The organism is Pseudomonas sp. BS-2016, from assembly GCF_001806145.1.
GTDB classification, from domain to species: domain Bacteria; phylum Pseudomonadota; class Gammaproteobacteria; order Pseudomonadales; family Pseudomonadaceae; genus Aquipseudomonas; species Aquipseudomonas lundensis.
This window is the reverse complement of record NZ_MLCT01000013.1, coordinates 401951-425958: the sequence shown is the minus strand read 5'-3', so window position 1 is coordinate 425958 and position 24008 is coordinate 401951. Positions and strand designations below refer to the sequence as shown.

Genomic DNA, 24008 nt, shown 5'->3' with positions numbered 1-24008 from the left:
AAACGGCTCAGGCCAGTTTTTCGAACTTCAAGTCCCACACGCCATGCCCAAGACGTTCGCCGCGGCGTTCGAACTTGGTGACCGGGCGCTCAGCAGGGCGCGGCACGCAACGGCCGTCTTCGGCCAGATTGCGGTAACCCGGTGCCACGTTCATGACTTCAAGCATGTACTCGGCATAGGGTTCCCAGTCGGTGGCCATGTGCAAGACACCGCCGACCTTGAGCTTGGAGCGCACCAGTTCCGCGAAAGACGCCTGCACGATGCGGCGCTTGTGATGGCGGCTCTTGTGCCACGGGTCCGGGAAGAACAGCAGCAGACGGTCCAGGCTGTTGTCCGCGACGCAGCAGGTCAGGACTTCGATGGCATCGCAATCGTAGACACGCAGATTGGTCAGGCCCTGGGTCAGCACGCCATTGAGCAACGCGCCCACGCCCGGACGGTGAACTTCGACCCCGATGAAATCCTGCTCCGGCGACGCTGCTGCCATCTCCAGCAGGGAATGCCCCATGCCAAAGCCGATTTCCAGCGTGCGCGGTGCAGAGCGGCCAAAGACCTGATCGAAATCGACCGGCGCATCGGCCAGCGGCAAAACGTACAGCGGCGCACCTTGATCGAGGCCGCGTTGCTGGCCTTCGGTCATACGCCCGGCGCGCATGACAAAGCTCTTGATGCGACGGTGCTGGCGATCTTCGCCTTCTTCCGGGGTTGGGGTATCGAGTGGTTCAGTCATCAGGGGCTCTTACTTGATCAGACCATCCAGCGGCGAGGAGGCGCTGGCATAGAGTTTTTTCGGCATACGCCCGGCCAGATAGGCCAGACGACCTGCCTCAATGGCGTATTTCATGGCTTGGGCCATGAGGATCGGGTGCTGGGCATTGGCGATGGCCGAGTTCATCAGCACCGCTTCGCAGCCCATTTCCATGGCGATTGTCGCGTCGGAGGCCGTGCCCACGCCCGCGTCCACCAGCACCGGAATGTTGGCTTCTTCAAGGATGACCCGCAGGTTGTACGGGTTGCAGATGCCCAGACCGCTGCCGATCAGGCCAGCCAACGGCATCACGGCCACGCAGCCCATGGCTTCGAGCTCACGGGCGATGATCGGGTCATCACTGGTGTAAACCATCACGTCAAAACCTTCCTTGACCAGCACTTCGGCGGCCTTGAGGGTTTCGATCACGTTGGGGAACAGGGTTTTCTGGTCGGCCAGCACTTCAAGCTTGACCAGGTTATGGCCATCGAGCAGCTCACGGGCCAGACGGCAAGTGCGCACCGCTTCAATGGCGTCAAAGCAACCGGCCGTGTTCGGCAGGATGGTGTAACGGTCTGGCGGCAATACATCGAGCAGGTTCGGCTCGCCGGGGTTCTGACCGATGTTGGTGCGACGCACGGCGACTGTGACGATTTCAGCACCCGAGGCCTCAATGGCCAGACGGGTTTCTTCGAGGTCGCGGTATTTGCCCGTGCCCACCAGCAAACGGGATTGGTACGTACGGCCGGCCAGGATAAACGGCTTGTCGCTGCGAACATTGCTCATCGGTAAACCTCTTGAATATGAATTCTCAGTGGCGCTGCGGGGGTAAACGTTCGGTCCGAAACCTAGCCGCCACCGATGGCGTGAACCACTTCGACCTGATCGCCCTCTTTGAGCACCGTGTCTGCGTGCTGGCTGCGCGGGACGATGTCCAGATTCAGCTCAACCGCCACCCGACGGCCCGCCAACTCCCGAAGCGCCAAAAGGCCTGCGACGGTCTCGCCGTCCGGCAGTTCACAAGGTTCACCGTTCAACTGAATGCGCATGCTCGACGCTGCCTTCATTTTTAGGGGGCCAGCATTCTAGCCCGATCCGTCAGGTCGACCCAAGCCATTCATCTTGCGCCCTCAGCTCAGGCGCCAGGCGGCCAGTCCCAAGCACAACCAGCCCGCCAAAAAAGCCACGCCGCCAATCGGGGTGATCATCCCCAGCTTGGCAATACCGCTCATCGTCAGCAGGTACAAGCTGCCGGAGAACAGCACGATCCCCACGGCGAAACACACGCCTGCCCACGTCACCAAGCGGCTTTGCAGCTGGGTGGCAAGCAGCGCCACGCCCAGCAGAGCCAAGGTGTGAACCAGTTGATAGGTGACGCCTGTATGAAAAACAGCCAGATACTGTTCGCTCAAACGGCTTTTCAAGCCGTGGGCTGCAAAGGCGCCAAGCGCCACACCGGTAAAGCCAAAAAACGCAGCCAGCATCAGAAAAACGCGCAGCATGGGGGCACTCCCGTAAGGTCATCGAATGGCGTAGGGTCTGTATAATGGCCCGCTCAACGGGTTCGGCCAAGCCATCTATGCTGCGTTTACTGGTTCATCGATTGTTCAAAGCCCTGCTATGGTTCGCTGCCGGCAGTGCCGTGCTGGTGCTGATTTTCCGCTGGGTGCCACCGCCAGGCACCGCGCTGATGGTGGAGCGCAAGGTTGAATCGTGGTTCGACGGCCAGCCCATCGACCTGCAACGCAGCTGGCGGCCATGGGACGAGATCTCCAATGATTTGAAAGTCGCCGTCATTGCCGGCGAGGATCAGAAATTTGCCGAGCATTGGGGCTTTGACCTGAGTGCCATTCGCGCCGCGTTCGTACACAACGAGCGGGGCGGCACATTGCGCGGGGCCAGCACCCTCAGTCAGCAAGTCGCTAAAAACCTGTTTTTGTGGTCGGGCCGCAGTTGGCTGCGCAAAGGGCTGGAAGCCTGGTTCACGGGGCTGATTGAAGTGTTGTGGCCCAAGCAACGCATTCTGGAGGTCTACCTCAATAGCGCCGAGTGGGATGACGGCGTGTTTGGCGCCGAAGCGGCCGCGCAACATCATTTTGGCGTGAGTGCTGCCCGGTTGAGCCGTCAGCAGGCCAGCCAATTGGCCGCGGTATTGCCGAACCCGCGCAACTGGAGCGCCGGTCGCCCGTCTGCGTATGTGAGCACGCGTGCGGCCTGGATACGCCAGCAAATGCGTCAATTGGGCGGGGACAGTTATCTGGACACCCTGAACAACTCACGCCAGGCGCCGTGGGCCTTGTAGGCACTGACTCTCGGCACTTCAGCGTGATGCACATACAAAAACGCCCCGACTCAGCGGGGCGTTTTTTTGTCGACCGATTTAGGCGGCAATCGACAGTTTGAGCTTGTTCATCGCGCTTTTTTCCAGCTGACGAATACGCTCGGCAGACACGTTGTACTTCTGTGCCAGGTCATGCAGCGTGGCTTTCTCTTCAGCCAACCAGCGCTGATAGAGAATGTCGCGGCTGCGTTCGTCCAGCACTTCCAGCGCTTCATGCAGGTTGCTGGTGGAGTTATCGGTCCAGTCAGCATCTTCCAATTGACGCGCAGGGTCGTAGCGGTGGTCTTCCAGATAGTTGGCTGGCGACTGGAACGCACTGTCATCGTCCGCTTCAGCAGCCGGGTCGAACGCCATGTCATGGCCGGTCAACCGGCTTTCCATCTCACGTACTTCGCGCGGTTCAACGCCAAGGCTCTCAGCCACGCGATGTACTTCGTCGTTGTTCAGCCAGGCCAGCCGTTTTTTCTGGCTGCGCAGGTTGAAGAACAGTTTGCGCTGCGCCTTGGTGGTCGCCACTTTCACGATCCGCCAGTTGCGCAGGATGAACTCGTGAATTTCAGCCTTGATCCAGTGCACAGCGAACGACACCAGACGCACACCCATTTCAGGGTTGAAGCGTTTGACCGCTTTCATCAGGCCAACATTGCCTTCCTGGATCAGGTCGGCCTGTGCCAGGCCATAGCCCGAATAACTACGAGCGATGTGTACGACAAAACGCAGGTGGGCGAGCACCATCTGCCGAGCCGCCTCAAGATCCTGCTCATAATAGAGACTCTCGGCCAGTTCACGCTCCTGCTCCGGCGTCAGCAGAGGAATGCTGTTCACGGTGTTTACGTAGGCCTCAAGGTTCGCACCAGGGACCAACGCATACGCAGGTTGCAAAGAAGTGGTCATACGAAAAACCTCCGACTCACATAACTCGTGCAGTTCAGCACTGCGAAAATTGACCGGGAACCACAAAAAAAGTTCCCACATAAGCTGAAAAGGTCAACAGGTAAAAATGAAACTACTTGGGTGAAAGCTCACGTAAATGCCGTGCTACCGCAATCCATGCACCGATATACCCTAACAGTACCGCGCCAAGCAAGAGCGACAGACCGTCGGCAACAGGCACGCCCGCGAGGGCAAAATCGCTGCCATAAAGACCGGCCAGCCCGACAACCGCGTCATTGAGCCAGTTCAGACCGAACGCCAGAACGCCCCACGAAAGTACACCGGCACCAAAGCCATAAAGCGCGCCCATGTATAGAAACGGCCTACGCACATAGCTATCAGTACCGCCGACCAGCTTGGTGACCTCAATCTCGACTCTGCGGTTCTCGATATGCAGCCGAATCGTATTACCGATCACCAGCAACAGGGCCGAGACCAGCAGCACCGTCAAACCGAACACAAAACGGTCACCCAATTTGAGGATGGCCGCCAGACGCTCAACCCAGACTAGATCAAGTTGCGCCTGTTGCACTTTCGGCAACTCGGAAAGTCGCTCGCGAAGGGCCTCAAGGGTGGCTTTATCTACCTCATTCGGCGTTACCAGGACCACGCCCGGCAACGGGTTGTCCGGCAGCTCCTTGAGCGCTTCGCCCAGCCCTGACTGCTGTTGGAACTCTTCAAGGGCTTGTTCGCGGCTGATGAACTCAGCCTGCGCGACACCGGCCATACCTTTTATCTGATTGCTCAGTTGCTCGCCCTGATCGCCCGTGGCGTCCATCTGCAAGTACACCGAAATCTGTGCTGCGCGCTGCCACGAGCCTCCCAGGCGTTCCACGTTGTTAAGCAACAACGACAAGCCCATGGGCAAGCTCAGCGCCACGGCCATCACCAGGCAGGTAAAAAAGCTGCCAATCGGCTGCTTGCCCAAACGCCGCAGGCTGTCGAGCAAACTGGCGCGGTGCGCGTCGATCCAGGCGTGAAACAACATGCCAAACGTCGGGCCGTCGTCTTCATCGTGCTTTTTCTTCGGTGGCTGCGGTTCAGCGGCCTTGGGCGCAACGCGCTCCGATACCTTGGGGCTGCGTGTTGCACTCATTGCCCGGCCTCCCCGTCGCCGATCAATCGCCCGCGCTGCAAGGTCAACATGCGATGACGCATGCGGGCGATCAGTGCCAGGTCGTGGCTGGCAATCAGTACGCTGGTGCCCAACCGGTTGATGTCTTCAAATACGCCCATGATTTCCGCCGCCAGACGCGGGTCGAGGTTGCCGGTGGGTTCATCGGCCAGGAGCAATGCTGGGCGATGCACGATGGCGCGGGCAATACCCACGCGTTGTTGCTGGCCCGTGGACAAGTCGCCGGGGTACAGGTCGGTTTTATCCGAGAGCGATACCCGCTCCAGCGCCGAATCAACACGCTTGACGATTTCGGCCTTGGACAGCCCTTGAATCTGCAACGGCAAGGCGACGTTATTGAACACGGTGCGATCAAACAGCAACTGGTGGTTCTGGAACACCACGCCGATCTGACGCCGCAAAAACGGGATTTGCGCGTTGCTGATCTGGCTCAGGTCTTGCCCGGCCAGCAGCAACTTGCCGCTGGTGGGGCGTTCCATGGCCAGCAACAGGCGCAACAACGTACTTTTGCCCGCGCCAGAATGGCCCGTGACAAAAAGGAATTCGCCACGGCGGACCCGAAAGCTCAGCTCGTGCAGGCCCACATGTCCATTTGGATAGCGTTTACCGACCTGCTCGAAACGAATCATGGACGCTCCCGCTCCGCAAACAGAGCCTGAACAAAGGGTTCGGATTCAAACGTGCGCAAATCATCAATGCCTTCACCGACACCAATAAAGCGGATCGGGATGCCGAATTGCTTGGCCAGGGCGAAGATCACGCCACCTTTGGCCGTACCGTCCAGCTTAGTCAGCGCCAAGCCGGTCAGCGCGACCGTCTGATTGAATTGTTTGGCCTGACTGATGGCGTTTTGGCCAGTACCGGCGTCGAGCACCAGCAGCACTTCGTGCGGCGCGTCTTCGTCGAGCTTGCCGATCACGCGGCGAACCTTTTTCAGTTCTTCCATCAAGTTGTCTTTGGTGTGCAGACGCCCGGCCGTGTCCGCGATCAGCACGTCAATCCCGCGGGCCTTGGCCGCTTGTACGGCGTCGAAGATCACCGAGGCGGAGTCGGCACCGGTGTGCTGCGCAATCACGGGGATGTGGTTGCGCTCGCCCCACACTTGCAATTGCTCCACCGCCGCAGCGCGGAAAGTATCGCCCGCAGCGAGCATGACTTTCTTGCCTTCAAGTTGCAGTTTTTTCGCCAGTTTGCCGATGGTGGTGGTTTTACCCGCCCCATTCACGCCGACCACCAGAATCACGAACGGCTTGTTTTGCGATTCGATTTTCAGCGGCTGTTCAACCGGCTTGAGCATCGCCGCCAGCTCGTCCTGCAAGGATTTGTACAAAGCGTCGGCATCAGTCAATTGCTTGCGCGCCACTTTTTGCGTCAAGTTCTTGATGATCACCGACGTGGCTTCGACACCCACATCTGCCGTCAGCAAGCGGGTTTCGATTTCTTCGAGCAGGTCGTCATCGATGGCCTTTTTGCCCAGGAACAGGCTGGCCATGCCCTCGCCGATGCTGGCACTGGTTTTCGACAGACCTTGCTTGAGACGGGCAAAGAAACCGGTTTTGGCTTCGGGAGCAGGTTCGGCCTTGGGAGCCGGAGCCTCAATCACCGCAGGCGGCGTTTCAACGACCGGAGCAGGCACCGGTTGAGGCGCAACCACCACGGGCTCGGCCACCGGTTCAATGACCGGGGCAGGGGCTGGTTCAATCACAGGCTCGATGTGCTCAAGCACTTCGACCACAGGTGGCGTGGCGATCACAGGTTCTGCGACCACCTCGATTTCCGGCGCCGGAATCGGCGGCACGATATGCGGCGCTTGCACGTCCTCGACCAACGCCACCGGCTCTTCCGGGACGGGCAAAGGCGGCCATGGCTCAGCGGCCGTCTGCGGCTCGACAGCAGGCTCGATCAACACCACTTCTTCAGGGGTGGGCGCCACGATCACGGGCGCGGCGTCGATCAAGGTCTCGGGCGCTGGCTCGGGGGTCGCAGCCGGCTGTTCAACGACGGCTTCCTGCGGCTTTCTGCGCAGCCATCCGAACAGGCCTTTTTTCTCGCCAGCCTTGGCTGGGTTCTTCTTGTCGTCGTTGGAACCAAACATGGAGGACGGCTATCTCATCGTAGCGAAGCGCCACTGTGGCGCCCCGGCAAATAATATTCGGTGTGAAAAAGACTGTATTTTTGTCAGCTCGTTCGCACACAACTTAGTCGCAGGGTAAAAAACACCTGCGAAACTTCGTCTTTACTCGGAACTGGATCGGGAAAATCGGCAAAAAAGCGAAATTTACCGGGATACATCCACACTTCCAAGCGGGCTCCTATACTGCCCGATCAAACGTCGTCTGATCGTCAAAGGCCTGATAGGCGTGGCCGCCAGTAAAACGGATCAGTATCCTAGCACCTCCTCACCCGCAGACGCTAAGGCCAAGCGGGCAGCCCTACAGGTTTAAAAACGAATGAATGCTCTAGCCCGCCGCGCTGCTGGCCTGTTGCTCAGCACAGTTTGCCTTCCACTTTCGGCCTTGGCAGCCGAGCCGCAACCCACCCATGAGTTCCGTCTGGACAATGGCCTTAAAGTCATCGTCCGCGAAGACCACCGCGCGCCGGTCGTGGTGTCGCAGGTCTGGTACAAGGTGGGCTCCAGTTACGAGACACCTGGCAAGACCGGCCTGTCCCATGCCCTTGAACACATGATGTTCAAAGGCAGCAACAAGGTGGGGCCCGGCGAAGCCTCGTTGATCCTGCGCGACCTCGGCGCACAGGAAAACGCCTTCACCAGCGACGACTACACCGCGTATTACCAGGTTCTGGCCCGCGACCGTCTGGGTGTGGCCTTTGAGCTGGAAGCCGACCGCATGGCCAGCCTGCGTCTGCCGCCCGAAGAGTTCAAACGCGAGATCGAAGTCATCAAGGAAGAGCGCCGTCTGCGCACCGATGACCAACCGATGAGCAAAGCCTACGAACTGTTCAGCGCCATGGCCTACCCGTCCAGCGGCTACCACACCCCGACCATCGGCTGGATGGTCGACCTGGAGCGCATGAGCGTTGCCGAGCTGCGCGCGTGGTACGAAGAGTGGTATGCACCGAACAACGCCACGCTGGTGGTGGTCGGGGACGTCACCCCGGACGAAGTCAAAGCGTTGGCCCAGCGTTATTTCGGCCCGGTGGTCAAGCGTGAAGTACCGATCGCCAAGGCCCCGCTTGAACTGCCGACCCCCGGCGAGCGCCTGCTCAAGGTTCATGTGCAGACCCAACTCCCGAGCCTGATGATGGGCTTTAACGTGCCGAGCGTGTCCACCGCCAAAGACCCGGTCACGGCCAACGCCCTGCGCCTGATCTCGGCCCTGCTGGACGGCGGCTACAGTGCGCGCATGCCCACTCAACTGGAGCGCGGTGAAGAACTGGTCTCCGGCGCATCGTCAAGCTATGACGCGTTCACCCGGGGCGACAGCCTGTTCCTGCTCAGCGCCATGCCCAACAGCCAGAAGAAGGTCACGATGGCTCAAGCCGAAGCGGGCCTGTGGCGTTTGCTCGACGACCTGAAAAAGACGCCGCCCACGCCTGAAGAACTGGAACGCGTTCGCGCTCAAGTGATCGCCGGTCTGGTCTACGAACGTGACTCGATCACCTCGCAAGCCACGTCCATCGGTCAGCTTGAAACAGTCGGTTTGTCCTGGAAGCTGATGGACACCGAGCTGCAAGACCTGCAAAAAGTCACCCCGGCCGACATCCAGCAAGCCGCCCGCACCTATTTCACTCGCGACCGTCTGAGCGTTGCGCACGTACTGCCCGAGGAGAAAACCCATGAGTGAGCGTAAAGGTCCCCGCTACGCCCTGCTCGGCCTGACCGCCGCTGTTCTGGTCGGCGCACTCGGCTACTATTTCGCCAGCCCGGCTGAGTCCGTAGCCAGCCCGGCACTGGAAAACGCCAAGACCGAGCACACGCTGGAGTCGCTGGCAGAACTGGACGGCAAGGCCCCCAGCCACCGCGCCATGAATGTTCAAACCTGGAAAACCGCCGAAGGCTCCAAAGTCCTGTTTGTTGAAGCCCGCCAGTTGCCGATGTTCGACCTGCGCGTGACCTTCGCCGCCGGCAGCAGTCAGGACGACAACACTCCAGGACTGGCCTTGCTGACCAATGCCATGCTCAATGAAGGCGTTGCCGGTAAAGATGTCGGCGCCATCGCCCAGGGTTTTGAGGGCCTGGGAGCCGAGTTCGGCAATGGTGCCTATCGCGACATGGCCGTGGCCTCCCTGCGCAGCCTGAGCGACCCGGCCAAACGCGCGCCTGCGTTAAACCTGTTTGCTGAAGTGATTGGCCAACCGACCTTCCCGGCCGACTCGTTGGCCCGCATCAAAAACCAACTGCTGGCCAGCTTTGAATTCCAGAAGCAAAACCCCGGCAAACTGGCCAGCGATGAGCTGTTCAAGCGCCTGTACGGCAATCACCCGTATGCTCACGCCAGCGACGGCAATGCTCAAACCGTGACGTCAATTACCGTCGACCAGCTCAAAGCCTTCCACAACAAGGCTTATACGGCGGGCAACGCCGTGATCGCAATCGTCGGCGACCTGTCGCGCGAAGAGGCCCAAGCCATGGCCGCCCAAGTATCGGCCGCACTGCCCAAAGGCCCTGCGCTGCCAAAAACCGTGCAGCCGACCGAGCCCAAGCCGGGTGCAACCCACATCGAGTTCCCGTCCAAGCAAACTCACTTGCTGCTGTCGCAATTGGGCATTGACCGCGACGACCCTGACTACGCCGCGTTGTCGCTGGGCAATCAGGTACTCGGCGGTGGCGGTTTCGGTACGCGCCTGATGACGCAAGTGCGCGAGAAACGCGGCCTGACCTACGGCGTGTACTCCAACTTCAGCCCGATGCAGGCTCGCGGTCCGTTCCTGATCAACCTGCAAACCCGCGCAGAGCTGAGCGAAGGCACGCTCAAGCTGGTGCAGGACATCCTCGCTGACTACCTCAAAGAAGGTCCGACGCAAAAAGAACTCGACGATGCCAAACGTGAACTGGCCGGCAGCTTCCCGCTGTCCACTGCCAGCAACGCGGCCATCGTCGGCCAACTGGGCGCGATGGGCTTCTACGATTTGCCTTTGGACTATCTCGAAACCTTCATGCAGCAGTCCCAGAACCTGACCACCGAGCAGGTCAAGGCCGCCATGAACAAGCACCTGAGCGCCGACAAAATGGTCGTGGTGACCGCCGGCCCAACCGTGCCGCAAAAACCACTGCCGCCTCCAACCGATAAACCTTCAGAGCAACCTCTTGGGGTTCCGGAGCATTAATGGCAAAGCCCAAAAACACATCGCACTCGGGTGCGGGTCAGTTACGCATCATTGGCGGGGAATGGCGCAGCCGCAAGCTCGACTTCCCCCACGTAGAAGGCCTGCGGCCTACACCCGACCGTGTACGTGAAACCCTGTTCAACTGGCTCGCGCCCTACATCGGCGGCGCCAAGGTCCTGGACGTGTTTGCCGGCAGCGGCGCACTGTTCCTCGAAGCCATGTCCCGTGGGGCCGCCAAGGGCGTGGCACTGGACAGCAATCGCGATGCGATTTCCAACATCCGCGAGAACATGGGCATCCTGCGGTGCACCGTAGGCCAGGTGCAGCAAACTGACGCCCTGCGTTATCTGGATGCCGCCCCCGGCGACACGTTTGACGTGGTCTTCCTCGACCCGCCGTTCCACAAGGACCTGCTCAAGCCTGCCTGCGACCTGCTGGAACAGCGCGGCTGGCTGGCAGACGAGGCCTGGGTCTACACCGAGAGCGAGGTCCGTCCTTCTGAACTGGGCTTACCTGCCAACTGGCGCTTGCACCGCGAACAAAAAGCCGGGGGCGTGAACTACGCCCTGTGGCAGCGTGAAGCGCCTCAGGTGCCTGCTGAACAATAAGCGCCGCTGACCTCTGTGCAGTCGCTGCCGTCCATGGCGGCAACGGCTGCATGTCACCTGCAACTGCCCTATCTATGTACCGCCCCGCCTGCCCGGCAACCACGCATTCTGTTTGCTCGACCCGATCGCTCTCCTTACGTGCGCATCTGCACCGATCGGCGTTATCCAAACAACGGAATGTGAACCATGAGCCCTACCACTGAAAAACCGACTTACGCCTACACACTGGACAACGGCCTGCACGTCGTTGTGCGCCAGGATCACCGCACCGAGGCTATCTGCGCCTCGTTGTTCCACAAAGTCGGCACCGACCATGAACGCCCGGACCAGCGCGGTCTGGCCTATCTGGCGGGTGGCGCCACCTTCAAAGACAAAGCGCTGGAGAAGACAATCGGCGCCGTTGCCAACGGCTGGCTCGATTACCACCTCAGCACTTACAGCCTAGAAGCGCCGCGAACCGGACTGCAAACGGTTCTGCAATTGCTGGCGGGCAGGATGGCAACCCCCGTACTGACCCAGGAGCGCCTCAACAAAGGCCTCCTGCGCACCCGAGAACTGGAACTGAGCGAGCCGTACTTCACCTCGGATCACTGGATCAGCCCTGAATTCGAACAGCTGATTTTCCCCGCGGCCGGCAAGGTCTACAAATTCGCAAACATCGACCACCTTGAGCGCATGACGGTCGCGGATGTACTGCGCTGGCATGAAGAAGGCTACGCGCCCAACAATTCGATTCTGGTCGTGGCAGGCGATACCACCCTTGAAGAGATTCAACCTTTGGTCCAGCGCATGTTTGGCGGTGTTCCGCGTTTCAATGGCTTTACTCCCATAGAACAGCCTGCCAGCCAGCCCCTTGGCGATGAACGCAGGCTCACTCAATACCTCGATACCCCGAGGCCGCGCCTGCAACTGGCCTTCAACACCCCTGGGCTGGCCACCGTTGAAGACACACGCGACCTGCGCGCGTTGCAAGTCATCAGCGCCTTGCTGACCAGAGGCCCGCAGGCCTGGCTACCGGGCAAGTTGTCCGGTGGCGCGCAAACCCTGAGCAGCGCGATCAGCCGCTTTCCGGGCTATCGCCTAAAAGATGATCTGTTCCTGATCAGCGCCACCCTCGGCGAACACACCTCGGCGTCTATCGATCACGTTGAGCTGGAAATAAAGCAACTGCTGGAAACACTCAAAAATCAGGCGCTGGATACAGACACGCTGTGCTACGGCCGACATCAGGCCCTGGCCTACCTTAACGATCTGGACACCCTGGAAATGCAGGCTTCGGTGATCGGCAACCTGCTTGCCATCGGTCAACCCTGGACGCTGATCGATGACGAAGCCCAACAGATCCGCAGCATCACGGCCGAGGACATCCTGCGTGTGGCCAACACGTACTTCACACCGGAACGCTTGAGTGTGGCGCATATCCTGCCGCGCACCCCTTGACCCCCCTTGAGTAAGGCGCGCTACCTATATACCGCCTTGCTGCCTTCGGGTTGATCCACCCTGTTCTGACCTACAAACAGAACACTCAAGGATCCTCCCGGATGAAACTCCCGCTCTTGGGTCGCTGGCTAATCGCCTTGTGGTTGCCAGCGACCGTTCATGCCCACTCACACCCCGTTACTCACGTTTTCACACTCGACAACGGCCTGAAGGTCGTCGTCCGCGAAGATCACCGCGCCCCCGTGGTGGCGTCCCAGCTTTGGTACAAGGTCGGCGCCAGCTATGAGCAGGAAGGGCAAACAGGTGTGTCCCACGCGCTGGAACATATGGTGTTCAAAGGCAGCAGCAAGTTGCCTGAAGGCCAGGCGGTGAAGGTGTTTGATTCGCTGGGCGTCAGCCACCAGGCCACCACCCGTCCCGATGCCACGTTCTACACGCAGCTACAGGCGAAGAACCGGCTGGCGGTGTCGCTGGAAGTACTTGCCGATCAGATGCGCAGCGCACGCTGGAGTGAAGCCCAGTTACAGACCGAATTACAGGTCATCCAAAAAGAACGCCTGACCACCGTCGACCACAACCTGTGGAGCGTGATCAACGAGCGGCTTAAAACCACGGCCCATGTGGCCAGCACCTATAAAAACCCGATTCTGGGCTGGATGCATGACATCCAGCGCATGCCCGACCCGCCACTCACCCAGTGGTATCGACAGTGGTACGCGCCAAACAATGCCGTTCTGGTCATCGCCGGCGACGTTACCCTGGCGCAGGTCAAAGCCATGGTCACCGAGCATTTCGCCGCGTTGGTCGCACGCCCCTTGCCCACGGCACGGCCGCCGGTCGAACTGCATCGTCTCGGGCGCCGCGAGTTGCACCTTGGCCTCCCCAGCCCCAATGGCAAGCTGGCCCTGGCGTTTAACGTGCCCAGTTTAAAAACCGCGAAAGACCCTCAAACCGCGTTTGGCCTACTGGTGCTCAACGAGTTGCTGGCCAGCAGCAACAGCTCGCCTCTCAAAGTCCGTCTGCTCCATGAACAAGGGTTGCTGGCAGGCGCTTATTCCCATTACGACCTGTTGAACCGCGGCGATGGCCTGCTCAGGTTGTGGGCTGAAATCAGCCCTTCGAGTACGCAGACGCCCCACGACATCGAGCGCCTGATCTGGGCGCACCTTGATGGGCTAAAAACCACGCCCGTCAGCGCTGAAATCCTGGACCGCGCCAAACGCAGAATCATCACCAAGCGCATCTATGCCCACGATCAAGTCGAGAAACAAGCCAGCGAACTGGGCGAACTGGAAAGCATCGGCCTGCCCTGGTCCACCCTCGACACTCAGGCCCGGAGCGTGCTGGCACTGACCGCATCTGACATTCAGCAACTGGCCCGCACCTACCTCACTGAAAACCGCTACAGCGCCGCTTACCTGCCGGGGCCGGAGAAAAAACATGACTGACCTGTGCTCGACGCCGAAGCGTTCCTCCTTCCTGCGCGCAGCACGTTCAGTGCTGGTCATCAGCCTGAGCCTGAACGCCGCGGCGCACGCCGTAGAGCCCGTGTCGGCGGGGTTGAAGACCCTGGAGACCCTTGATGACAGCCACATTGCCAACCGGCCCCTGAAGATTCATGCCTGGTCAACCCATGAAGGCACCGGCGTGCTCTTTATCGAAACCCGCGAGATTCCTGTGGTGGACCTAAGCGTGCGCTTCTCGGCAGGCAGCAGCCGGGACGATGACATGCCGGGGCGAGCCGCCCTGACCTTGAAACTGTTGCATCAAGGCATTGAGGGCAAGGACGCGCAGACCATTGCCGACACCTTCGATCAACTGGGCGCGCAACTGACGTCTTCCGTGGACAAGGACGAAGTGCGCGTGAACCTGCGCACCCTGAGCGAACCAAAGACCCGCAGCGCGGCCGTTGAGCTGTTCACGCAACTGGTCAGCGCCCCCGCGTTTTCCCCGACGGCCACCGAGCGCATCAAGGCAACCGCACTCAACGAACTCACGCTGGCCCGGCAAAACCCCGCTTTGCTCACCCAACAGGCCCTGCATGCACAGCTATACGCCGGTCATCCTTACGCCAGTGCGCAGGCAGGCAACGAGCAGAGCATCGCAAAGCTCGGGGCTGAACACCTGCGGGCCTTCCATCAACAGGCCTACAGCGCCTCCAATGCCTTGCTGGTAATGGTCGGTGACCTCTCGCTGGACGACGCCACAACGCTCAGCATCGCCTTGAGCCAGGCATTGCCTCAAGGGCCGAAACTGGCGCCCATTGCGCTGAACATGGGCATGGCAACCCGGCCCGGCCATGCGCACGTTGAAGCGCTCTCCGGCCAGACCCACATCATGCTGGCGCAGCCCGGCATACCGGCCAATCACCCCGATTACGTCGCGCTGCAAGTGGCCAGCCTGCTGTTCGGTGGCTCCGGTCATAACCGCCTGATCAATGAGCTACGCCATAAGCGCGGGTTGACCTACAGCGCAGCGTCCTTCATGCCGCTGTGGCAGGCGGGAGGCCCCTGGACCATCAGCGTACAAACCGATCCCGACCACCAAGAGGCCACGATCAGGCTTGTCAAAACGCTGTTTGAGCAATGGTTGGACGAAGGGCCAACCGAGCAAGAACTGGTCGACGTCAAGCGACGGCTCGCGGGGAACCTGCCGCTGACCAGCGCCAGCAATGCGCAAATGCTGCAACAGTTGCTGCTCATCGGCGCACACGGGTTACCCCGCAACTTCGACGCGCTGGTCATGCAAGCGCAACAGCTGACGCCTGCGCACATCAAAGCGGTCATAAACCGGTATCTCAAGGCCGATCAATGGGTGATAACCAGCCATGGCCCCACGACGACCCAGCGTCCTTTACCTGTCCCGGCGCCCTGAATGCCCGGCGCCGATCATTGCGTACTTATGTAACGCACGTGCAACAGGCGTGTGACGCAACCTGTCCTGACGAACAATCGTCAGGACACCCCCATGAGACCACTCCTCGCCGCACTGGTATTCGGCGTCATGTTGCAACCGCTGTTGGCGTTCGCCAGCCGCCCACCATCGATTCATGAGTTCATGCTCGACAACGGCCTGAAGCTCATTGTTTATGAAGACCACCACGCCCCTCTGGTTCACTCCCACCTGTGGTATCGCATTGGTTCGAACCAGGAAGGCCCCGGCCAGACAGGCCTGTCACACGCCTTGGAACACATGCTGTTCAATGGCAGCAGCAAGCTGTGCTCGGGCGAGTCCGACCAGATCCTGCAACACCTGGGCGGCAGCGAAAATGCCACGACCCTGAATGACGCAACCCTCTACTTTCACACCCTGCCTGCGCACGCCCTGGGCGTGAGTTTTGAAATTCTGGCCGACCAGATGAGCACCTCGCACCTGTCCGCCACCCAGTGGGGCGGCGAGCGAGAAGTGATCAAAAACGAACGCAGTGAGTCCTTTGAAAACCATCCCCTGAGACGCGCACTGGAGTTGCCACGACGCCTGGCGCTGCCTGCAAGCGCTGCGGGCAACCCGGTCATCGGGTGGCGGCATGACCTGGATCGTCTGCAAATAGAAGACTTGAAGCACTGGTACGGCCACTGGTACGCGCCCAATAACGCGGTACTGGTGGTCACCGGCGATGTGGATGCACAGCAGGTCAAACAGCTGGCCGAGCGTTACTTCGGGCCCATCGCGCGACGACCATTGCCTTACAGCCCTGCCCCCCTCGAACTGCCGACACCGGGTGAACGTCGCATCACCCAATACATCCCTCACCAGATTCCTGTGCTCTACATGGCCTTCAACGTACCCAGCCTGAAGACGCAAGCAGACCCCACGATCGCCCCGGCACTGGAACTGCTCAGCGAGTTGCTGGCAGGCGCAAACAGCTCGCTGTTCAAGACCCGACTAGCCCATCAGGAAGGCTTGGTGAGCGGCATAACCGTTCACTACACAGCCGTCAGTCAGGGTGATGAGTTGTTCAGCATCCGGGCCTTGCCTGACCTTGAGAAAGCCGGGTCCATGGAGGCAGTCAAAACCCGGATCCTGGCCCTTATCGACACGCTGAAAACGGCCCCTCCCCGTCAGCAGGACCTGGACCGCGCACGCGTTCAGATCACTGCCCGACGCGTGTTCGATCAGGACGAACTGTCGAACCGGGCGTTGCAGTTGGGCAAGCAGGAGATGGCCGGGCTGGACTGGCGTTCGGAACAGGCAAGGCTCGACACCCTGAAGGCCATCACCCCACTAGACGTTCAACGCGTGGTGCGCACCTTCCTCGCAACCGATCACTTGACCACCAGCTACGCACTGCCTGAGGAGATGCCTCATGAATAACCCCGAGACCTTTACTCGCTGCGCACTCACCTGCCTGATTGCACTGCTGGGGATTGCCCTGTGCATGGGTCGTTACCTTCACGCTGCCGAACACCCGGCACCCTCGCTGCCTTTGCAATCGCTGCGCGAACTGACAGAACCCGAAGCCGTCACCACCGCCCCGCTCATCCAGTCCTGGAGGCTTAAACAAGGCACCCGCGTGCTGTTTGTCGAAAGTCACCGCTTGCCCATGATCGACCTGAAACTCAGCTTTGCCGCCGGCAGTTATCACGACGGCGATAGCCCAGGGCTGGCCGCCATGACCCAATCGCTGTTCAGCGGGGACTCGGCGCTCAAGCAAGCGAATGACATTGCCCGCGGGTTTGACCGTTACGGCGTGAAAATCACCCACGGTATCGACACCGAACACAGCTATTACACGCTCAGAAGCCTGAGCGACAAAGCCATCCTTGACCCGGTGATGGCCCTGTTTACCGAGACCCTCACCCGCCCCACCTTCAGCGAGGCAAACCTGCAGCGGATCAGGCGGTCGCTGCAGACGGATCTCAAACTCGAACAATCGCTCCCCGAGTCACGGGCGCTGGCCTTGATACGAGCCACCCTGTACAAGGACCACCCGCTGTCGCGCCCGGTCAATGGCACGACGCAAAGCCTTGAACACATCGATGCCCGGCAGGTGCGTGATTTTTATCGTCGCGCTTATACCGCCGCCAACGCACACATCGTGATAGTGGGCGACCTTACGCCGGAACAGGCGCGGGCGTTCAGCCAGCACCTGGCCGATGCGCTGCCACAAGGTCCGGCGCTGGCGGCTGCGCCCACCTTCACCGCGGCGCCAAGCACTGGCCAGCACGTGCATCTGGAGGAAGATGCCAACCGGACGCTGCTGTTGATGATGCAAAACGCCTTGCCCAATCAGCACCCGGACGCCATCGCGATTCGTATCGCCAATGTCGTTTTTTCTCACGTACTCAATGCTCAGTTACGTGAAAAATACAGCGTGACCTACGGGGTGTTTTCCGACATCGAGCATGCCCGAGGTGCCACAGGCTGGATGATCCAGTTCAGCACCCCGCCCTCTTACAGTCGCGAAGCCCTGAACCTGGCCAAAACGCTGTTTGCGCAATTTCTCAAGGAAGGCCCGAGCGAAGAACAACTGGACACCATCAAACAATATCTGCGCCAGGCCCTGCCCCAATTGATGGCGACCAACAAGAACCTGCTCAATGAACTGGGGATCATCAACCGCTTCGACCAAGCGTTGGATTTCACGCTCAAAACCGCCGAAATCCAAAAAATGACCCCGCAACAGATCACGGCGGCCATGAAACGGCACCTTGACGCTGATAGCTGGGTCAGCCTGACACTGGGTCCCAGCGTCGAACAACGGCCCCTGCCCGACATCGTCACCGGGACGCCCGACACCGGGCAGACCTGCACATCGACCAATTGGGCCAGCCCCGGCCAGCACACACTGCTTGGGCACCGCTCCGTGTTGTGGCAACTTAAGCACACCCCAACCCCTGTCACCGATTGAGAACTTAAGTGCGCGCTCCAGTTTCCCCTGCGTTACCTGTTGAATCGTTTAACCCAGCTTCAGGCCTTGGCAACCCACATCTGCAAACGTTATGGGGGCCGTTGTGGCGTACCAAACCTGTGGTTGAACACCAGCGAGAACGGCTGTGGCTCGACGATGGCGACTTTCTGGACCTGGATTGGCATGGCGCGCCATCGGCCTATCAACCGTTGGTGTTACTCCTGCATGGCTTGACCGGCTCTTCGGGGTCGCATTACATCGTGGGCCAACAATGCGCGCTGGCGGCTCAGGGCTGGGCCAGCGTGGCGTTGAACTGGCGTGGGTGCTCCGGGGAACCCAACCTGCTGGCGCGCAGTTACCATTCCGGGGCCAGTGAAGACTTGGCCGCCGCTGTCGCCCACCTGCGTGCACGCTTCCCGCTGGCGCCGCTGTATGCCGTGGGCTACTCGCTGGGCGGCAACGTCTTGCTCAAATACTTGGGCGAATCGGGCAGCGCCAGTGGTCTGCAGGGCGCAGTCGCGGTGTCGGTGCCGTTCCGACTGGACCAATGCGCAGACCGCATCGGACTAGGGTTTTCCAAGGTGTATCAAGCGCATTTCATGCGCGAGATGGTGGCGTACGTGAAAAACAAACAGCGTCAGTTCACCCACGACGCCAAGCAGGAAGGCCTGGCCACGCTGGCCAAACTGGGCACGCTTAAATCCTTGAGCAAAATGCGTACGTTTTGGGAGTTCGATGACCGGGTCACGGCCCCGCTCAACGGCTATCTGAATGTGGACGACTATTACCGCCGTGCGTCCAGCCGTTACTACCTGGGCGCTATCGAGACACCGACGTTGATTATCCAGTCCGAAGATGACCCGTTCGTGTTCAAGCACAGCATCCCCGAAGCCAGCGAGCTGTCACCCTGCACCGAGCTGGAGCTGCACGCCAGGGGCGGCCATGTGGGCTTCGTGGAAGGTTCCTTGAGAACACCGCGTTACTACCTTGAACGCCGCATTCCGCAGTGGCTGGCCAGTCTGAAACATGAGTCGGCGTGATGAACGGCGAGCAAGGTGAGTCGATCCGTTTCTGGCAAACAGCCCCGCTGACAGGTGTCGAGTTACTCACCGCGCGCTACATCGAACACCGTTTCGTGCCCCATGTGCACGATGGCTTTGTGATCGGCATGATCATGGCCGGTGCCCAGCGTTATCGGTATCGCGGGGCTGAACACCTGGCGCCCACCGGGACGCTGGTACTCATCAACCCCGACGAAGTGCATAACGGGCACAAAGGCCACGACGCCGGCTGGCGCTACCGCGCCTTCTACCCTGACAACGCGCAGATGCACAGCTTGCTGGAGGAACTGAACCTGCCCGGCACGCACTTGCCCACGTTCAACGACACGCTGCTGCAAGACCCCGAACTGTTCAGCGGGCTGTGCCACTTGCACCAACTGCTCGAAGGCCCGGAATCGGCGCTGCAACAACAAACCGTCTGGCGGCAGATGATGCTTGCGCTGCTCAGCCGCCATGCCCGTTTGCCGCAACCGGCCCCACCGGGGGTGGAACACCGGGCGGTGAGGCAGGCCAAGGAACTGTTGCAGACACGCCTGGCGCATCCGCCATCGCTGGAAGAACTGGCGGCAGCCGTCAATTTGTCGCCGTTTCACTTTGCGCGGGTCTTTCAGCGCGCCACGGGCATGCCGCCGCACGCCTGGTTGATGCAGCAACGCGTCGCTCACGCGCGGGCTTTATTGCAACAAGGTTGCTTGCCGGTATACGTCGCGACCCAACTGGGGTTCGCGGACCAAAGCCACCTCAGCCGACAATTCAAAAAGGTTTACGGTGTGGGGCCTGCGGCCTACCGGGCCGCGTGTACCTGACACCGATCAATCCGCAGTTGCCCGCCCACCCGGCGGCTACCGCGCCTTTTACTCGCCCGTCGCAACGCCGCGCTGCGGGTCATTGATCCATTCGCTCCATGACCCGGCGTAGAGTTTGCCCAGCGGATAACCGGCCAATGCCAGCGCGAACAAGTTATGACACGCCGTCACGCCAGAACCGCAGTACGCCACCAGTTCATCCGGCGAGCGATCACCGAGTTTTTCGGCAAAACGCTGCTTGAGTTGCTCAACCGGGAGAAACCGCCCGCTGCTGTCGAGGTTTTCGCCAAAAGCCGCACATTGCGCACCCGGGATGTGCCCGGCCACCGGGTCGATCGGTTCAACCTCGCCCCGAAAGCGCGGCAAGGCGCGAGCATCGATCAAGGTCAGGACAGGGTCGTTGAGGCGCTTTTGCAGCGCTTGGGCCTTGATCAGCAACTGATTGTCCGGTGCTCCGTCAAAATGCCCCCGGGGAAGCTTGACCGAATCAAGGTTCAGCGGAAAACCCGCGGCGTGCCAGGCTTTAAGGCCGCCGTCGAGCACAAACACCCCGTCCCGCTTGCCCAGCCACGCCAACAACCACCACGCCCGCGCGGCAAATGCCCCCGGACCGTCGTCATACAGCACCACATCGCTGTCGTTGTTGATGCCCCACCCGCGCAAACGCTCTATCAGCTCATCGGGATCAGGCAACGGATGACGCCCCGTGACGCCTTTGGTCACCGGGCCACTCAAGTCGCGTTCCAGGTCGGCAAACTGCGCGCCCTCGATGTGGCCTTCGGCATAGCTGCGCAGCCCGTAGTCCGGGTCTTCAAGCGCAAAGCGGCAATCCAGAATGACCAAACCGGGCTGGGACTGGCGTTCGTTCAGGGCTTGAGGGCTGATCAATTGCGCAACGGGCATCGTGAACTCCTGTGACGGATCAAAAGCAGTTAGTGAGAATCCAGGGTGTTTTCCAGCGGAACGTAATATTCCTTGATGAGTTCATCAACCGCCTCCCGGGCCTGATCGGTGACGAACCCGGCTTCCAGTACCAGCAGTTGATAAACACCACGTTTGATCGCCTGCTCGCTGAGCTGGTCGCTGTTCTCACGCGTGGTACACAGAAACCCGACCCATGACGTCAGGATGATCCACGCATTGAGGGTCAACGACTCGATTTGCAGCGGGGTCATGTTGAGAATCCCCGCCTCGACGAAGCTCGCATAAATCAACTGGGCCTGCTTCAGGCAGTTTTGCGAGAAAAGCCGGTAACGGGAGGCCAGCTCGCTGTCGCTGTGCAGCAAATGCTCAATGTCACGGTACAAGAACCGGTAGCGCCACATCGCATCGAGCAGTTGTTGCAAGTAGAAATGTTTATCGGCAACCGTCGCCAGACGCCCTTCTGGCGCGCGCAAAAAGCTCAGGACAAGCGTTTCGTATTCGCCAAACAAAACGGCGATGATCGCCTGCTTATTGGGGAAGTGGTAATACAGATTGCCCGGAGAAATCTCCATGTGCGCCGCAATGTGGTTGGTGCTCACACTGCGCTCGCCCAACTGGTTAAACAGCTCCAGGCTGGTGTTGACAATACGCTGGCTGGTTTTTATTCGTGCGGCCATGGTCTTGAGCTTTACTTGAGAACGAATGGCATCTTACGGCCTAACCCCGAATCGATAAACAACGCGACAGGCAGGCCCCCTGATTGACAACTTAGAGCATACGTTCTAGAAACGACCTGGCTCTTGTAAACATTACCTATAAAAAACGACCCGGAGCGGATCATGTCTGTAGACAGTGCCTACCATCAAGACACCAAAGTCCTACCGACTGATCTTCTCTCCCTGCTCGACAAACAGCGTCAGGCCTACGCTGCGCATCCTTATCCTCCGCTTGCACAACGCCAGCAGTGGCTCAAAAGCCTACGGCGGTTGCTCAGCGATGAACGCGAGGTGTTAATCGACGCCATCAGCCAGGACTTTAGCCACCGTAGCCCTGACGAAACGCTGTTTGCCGAACTGATGCCCAGCCTGCACAACATCGATTACGCCCTTAAACACCTTAAACGCTGGATGAAACCCTCTTCTCGCAGCGTAGGCGTAATGTTCCAACCCGCCAGCGCCCGCGTCCTGTATCAGCCTCTGGGCGTGATCGGGATCATAGTTCCGTGGAATTACCCGCTGTTTTTGGCGATGGGCCCCTTGATCGGTGCGTTGGCGGCGGGCAACCGGGTGATGCTCAAACTCAGTGAATTCACCCCGGCCACCGGGCGTTTGCTCAAAGACCTGCTGGGGCGGATTTTTCCCGATGACATGGTCACCGTGGTGCTGGGCGATGCCGAGGTCGCGGTGGCTTTTTCTTCTTTGCCAGTGGACCACCTGCTGTTCACCGGCTCGACCCATGTGGGCAAGTTGGTGATGCGTGCGGCGGCCGAACACCTGACGCCGGTCACGCTGGAACTGGGGGGCAAATCCCCGGCCATTGTCTCGGCCGACGTACCGCTCAAGGACGCCGCCCAGCGCATCGCCTGGGGCAAAAGCCTGAATGCGGGACAAACCTGTATCGCCCCTGATTACGTGTTGGTGCCTGAAGACCGGGTCGGCGCTTTTATTGATGCGTATCGTCAGGTGATGCACAGTTTTTATCCGACGCTGAGCGATAACCCCGACTACACAGCCATCATCAACGAGCGGCAACTGGCGCGCCTGGAGCATTTGAAAACCGATGCCAGCGCCAAAGGCGCACGCCTGATCCCGCTGTATGAGCAGGGCCAGGGCCGACGCATGCCCCATTGCCTGCTGCTGGAGGTCAACGACGAGATGCAGGTGATGCAGGAGGAAATCTTCGGTCCGCTCCTGCCGATCGTGCCGTATCGCAACCTGGAACAGGCATTGGCCTACATCAACGACAGACCCCGCCCGCTCGCGCTCTATTATTTCGGCTACAACAAGGCCGAACAGCAACGGGTGCTTGAAAACACCCACTCAGGCGGCGTGTGTGTGAATGAAACCTTGCTGCACGTGGCCATCGACGACCTGCCTTTTGGCGGCGTGGGGCCTTCCGGGATGGGCTGCTATCACGGTCACGAAGGGTTTTTGACCTTCAGCCATGCCAAAGCCGTGCTGACCAAGCAACGTGTGAACAGCTCGCTGGCCATCTACCCGCCCTACGGACGCACCCTCGGGCGCTGGGTGCAGAAACTCTTTATTCGCTGATCGACAAGGAGTGGGCATGCCTGACGCCCGTATGGAAAACGCACTGTTGTCGCGCCGGGGCGTCATGAAAGTCGGCCTGGTGGCCAGTACCTTATTGGCCACCGCCGGCTTAACCGCCAGCCTCAGTGGTTGCTCGTCCAGCGACCGCGCCTGTGGCTTTGCGGTCCTGCGTAACCGTGATCTGCCCTTTTTGCAGGCATTGATCCCCGTCATGCTGGCCGGCAGCGTCACGCCATCACTGATGCCCGGTGCAAACGATGCCACCCTGCATAAGCTGGACAGCAACCTCAATCGCTTGTCACCCGCGCTATTAACGCTCACTCAGCAACTGTTTGATGTGCTGGCCATGCCCGTCACACGCGGCCCGCTCACCGGTGTCTGGGGCGGTTGGGAAAACGCCAGCCCGGAACGTATTCGGCATTTTCTCGAACGCTGGCAGAACAGCAGCCTGAGCCTGCTGCGCATGGGGCATGCCTCCCTGCTGCAACTGGTGATGATGAGTTGGTACGAACGACCGGAATCCTGGGCACAGTGCGGGTATCCCGGTCCGCCGACTGTCTGATCCGCACCATCCAAAACAATAAAAACCAATGGATACCTCC

Annotated in this window: 23 protein-coding genes; 13 read left to right on the top strand and 10 right to left on the bottom strand. The window is 60.1% G+C overall.

The genetic code is table 11. The features are described from left to right. Nucleotides 1–7: 7 nt before the first annotated feature. The 4 genes from trmB to BKD70_RS03945 all read right to left on the bottom strand — a co-directional run bounded on the left by trmB (nucleotide 8) and on the right by BKD70_RS03945 (nucleotide 2250). Complete coding sequence (gene trmB, locus BKD70_RS03960; RefSeq protein ID WP_047278385.1) at nucleotides 8–730, bottom strand: tRNA (guanosine(46)-N7)-methyltransferase TrmB; 723 nt, start codon at nucleotides 728–730, stop codon at nucleotides 8–10. 9 nt (nucleotides 731–739) lie between these two features. Continuing rightward, the gene (locus BKD70_RS03955) at nucleotides 740–1534 is read right to left on the bottom strand and encodes a thiazole synthase (RefSeq protein ID WP_047278387.1); all 795 of its coding nucleotides are present in this window, start codon (nucleotides 1532–1534) and stop codon (nucleotides 740–742) included. 62 nt (nucleotides 1535–1596) lie between these two features. Then, nucleotides 1597–1797: a sulfur carrier protein ThiS gene (gene thiS, locus BKD70_RS03950; protein WP_047278389.1), complete on the bottom strand. Its 201-nt coding sequence runs from the start codon at nucleotides 1795–1797 to the stop codon at nucleotides 1597–1599. Between the two features lie 81 nt (nucleotides 1798–1878). After that, complete coding sequence (locus BKD70_RS03945) at nucleotides 1879–2250, bottom strand: DUF423 domain-containing protein (RefSeq protein WP_047278391.1); 372 nt, start codon at nucleotides 2248–2250, stop codon at nucleotides 1879–1881. 44 nt (nucleotides 2251–2294) lie between these two features. Here BKD70_RS03945 and mtgA point away from each other — a divergent pair, with 44 nt between their 5' ends. Further along, nucleotides 2295–3050, top strand: a complete 756-nt coding sequence (gene mtgA / locus BKD70_RS03940; protein ID WP_047278397.1) for a monofunctional biosynthetic peptidoglycan transglycosylase — start codon at nucleotides 2295–2297, stop codon at nucleotides 3048–3050. 78 nt (nucleotides 3051–3128) lie between these two features. Here mtgA and rpoH read toward each other — a convergent pair whose 3' ends face one another. The 4 genes from rpoH to ftsY all read right to left on the bottom strand — a co-directional run bounded on the left by rpoH (nucleotide 3129) and on the right by ftsY (nucleotide 7252). Next, nucleotides 3129–3983 (bottom strand): RNA polymerase sigma factor RpoH, encoded by an 855-nt coding sequence (gene rpoH, locus BKD70_RS03935; protein ID WP_047279197.1) that lies wholly within the window; start codon nucleotides 3981–3983, stop codon nucleotides 3129–3131. Between the two features lie 112 nt (nucleotides 3984–4095). Then, nucleotides 4096–5118 carry a permease-like cell division protein FtsX gene (ftsX, locus tag BKD70_RS03930; protein WP_047278399.1) on the bottom strand — a complete coding sequence of 341 codons (1023 nt, stop codon included), beginning with the start codon at nucleotides 5116–5118 and terminating at the stop codon, nucleotides 4096–4098. Further along, nucleotides 5115–5786: a cell division ATP-binding protein FtsE gene (ftsE, locus tag BKD70_RS03925; protein ID WP_047278401.1), complete on the bottom strand. Its 672-nt coding sequence runs from the start codon at nucleotides 5784–5786 to the stop codon at nucleotides 5115–5117. The genes ftsX and ftsE overlap by 4 nt, the downstream gene beginning before the upstream one ends. Further along, nucleotides 5783–7252: a signal recognition particle-docking protein FtsY gene (gene ftsY, locus BKD70_RS03920; RefSeq protein WP_047278403.1), complete on the bottom strand. Its 1470-nt coding sequence runs from the start codon at nucleotides 7250–7252 to the stop codon at nucleotides 5783–5785. The genes ftsE and ftsY overlap by 4 nt, the downstream gene beginning before the upstream one ends. A 355-nt stretch (nucleotides 7253–7607) precedes the next feature. Here ftsY and BKD70_RS03915 point away from each other — a divergent pair, with 355 nt between their 5' ends. The 10 genes from BKD70_RS03915 (at nucleotide 7608) to BKD70_RS03870 (ending at nucleotide 20212) form a co-directional block, all read left to right on the top strand. After that, nucleotides 7608–8963, top strand: a complete 1356-nt coding sequence (locus BKD70_RS03915; protein ID WP_047278405.1) for a pitrilysin family protein — start codon at nucleotides 7608–7610, stop codon at nucleotides 8961–8963. Next, on the top strand, nucleotides 8956–10446 hold the full coding sequence (locus BKD70_RS03910) for a pitrilysin family protein (RefSeq protein WP_047278407.1): 1491 nt from the start codon (nucleotides 8956–8958) through the stop codon (nucleotides 10444–10446). Before BKD70_RS03915 ends, BKD70_RS03910 begins: the two co-directional genes overlap by 8 nt. Beyond that, nucleotides 10446–11054 carry a 16S rRNA (guanine(966)-N(2))-methyltransferase RsmD gene (gene rsmD, locus BKD70_RS03905; protein WP_047278409.1) on the top strand — a complete coding sequence of 203 codons (609 nt, stop codon included), beginning with the start codon at nucleotides 10446–10448 and terminating at the stop codon, nucleotides 11052–11054. The genes BKD70_RS03910 and rsmD overlap by 1 nt, the downstream gene beginning before the upstream one ends. 186 nt (nucleotides 11055–11240) lie before the next feature. Then, entirely contained in the window at nucleotides 11241–12494 is a 1254-nt protein-coding gene (locus BKD70_RS03900) for a pitrilysin family protein (protein WP_047278411.1), read from the top strand. A 101-nt stretch (nucleotides 12495–12595) separates the two neighbouring features. After that, a complete protein-coding gene (locus tag BKD70_RS03895) occupies nucleotides 12596–13942 on the top strand; it encodes a pitrilysin family protein (RefSeq protein WP_047278414.1) in 1347 nt (448 codons plus the stop codon). Further along, a complete protein-coding gene (locus BKD70_RS03890) occupies nucleotides 13935–15368 on the top strand; it encodes a pitrilysin family protein (protein WP_047278417.1) in 1434 nt (477 codons plus the stop codon). Before BKD70_RS03895 ends, BKD70_RS03890 begins: the two co-directional genes overlap by 8 nt. Nucleotides 15369–15461: 93 nt before the next feature. Next, on the top strand, nucleotides 15462–16808 hold the full coding sequence (locus BKD70_RS03885) for a pitrilysin family protein (RefSeq protein ID WP_047278419.1): 1347 nt from the start codon (nucleotides 15462–15464) through the stop codon (nucleotides 16806–16808). Further along, entirely contained in the window at nucleotides 16801–18345 is a 1545-nt protein-coding gene (locus BKD70_RS03880; RefSeq protein WP_047278421.1) for a pitrilysin family protein, read from the top strand. Before BKD70_RS03885 ends, BKD70_RS03880 begins: the two co-directional genes overlap by 8 nt. Before the next feature lie 8 nt (nucleotides 18346–18353). After that, a complete protein-coding gene (locus tag BKD70_RS03875) occupies nucleotides 18354–19385 on the top strand; it encodes a hydrolase (RefSeq protein WP_047278423.1) in 1032 nt (343 codons plus the stop codon). After that, nucleotides 19385–20212 (top strand): AraC family transcriptional regulator, encoded by an 828-nt coding sequence (locus BKD70_RS03870; protein WP_047278425.1) that lies wholly within the window; start codon nucleotides 19385–19387, stop codon nucleotides 20210–20212. Before BKD70_RS03875 ends, BKD70_RS03870 begins: the two co-directional genes overlap by 1 nt. Nucleotides 20213–20260: 48 nt before the next feature. Here the strand turns inward: BKD70_RS03870 and BKD70_RS03865 are convergent, their stop codons facing one another. Together BKD70_RS03865 and BKD70_RS03860 are read right to left on the bottom strand one after the other, a co-directional pair. Next, nucleotides 20261–21115 carry a sulfurtransferase gene (locus tag BKD70_RS03865; protein ID WP_047278426.1) on the bottom strand — a complete coding sequence of 285 codons (855 nt, stop codon included), beginning with the start codon at nucleotides 21113–21115 and terminating at the stop codon, nucleotides 20261–20263. A 29-nt stretch (nucleotides 21116–21144) separates the two neighbouring features. Beyond that, nucleotides 21145–21813 carry a TetR/AcrR family transcriptional regulator gene (locus BKD70_RS03860; RefSeq protein WP_047278427.1) on the bottom strand — a complete coding sequence of 223 codons (669 nt, stop codon included), beginning with the start codon at nucleotides 21811–21813 and terminating at the stop codon, nucleotides 21145–21147. Nucleotides 21814–21975: 162 nt separating this feature from the next. Here BKD70_RS03860 and BKD70_RS03855 point away from each other — a divergent pair, with 162 nt between their 5' ends. After that, nucleotides 21976–23406 (top strand): coniferyl aldehyde dehydrogenase, encoded by a 1431-nt coding sequence (locus BKD70_RS03855; protein ID WP_047278429.1) that lies wholly within the window; start codon nucleotides 21976–21978, stop codon nucleotides 23404–23406. A gap of 16 nt (nucleotides 23407–23422) precedes the next feature. Beyond that, on the top strand, nucleotides 23423–23968 hold the full coding sequence (locus BKD70_RS03850; RefSeq protein ID WP_047278431.1) for a hypothetical protein: 546 nt from the start codon (nucleotides 23423–23425) through the stop codon (nucleotides 23966–23968). The last annotated feature ends 40 nt before the right edge of the window (nucleotides 23969–24008 follow it).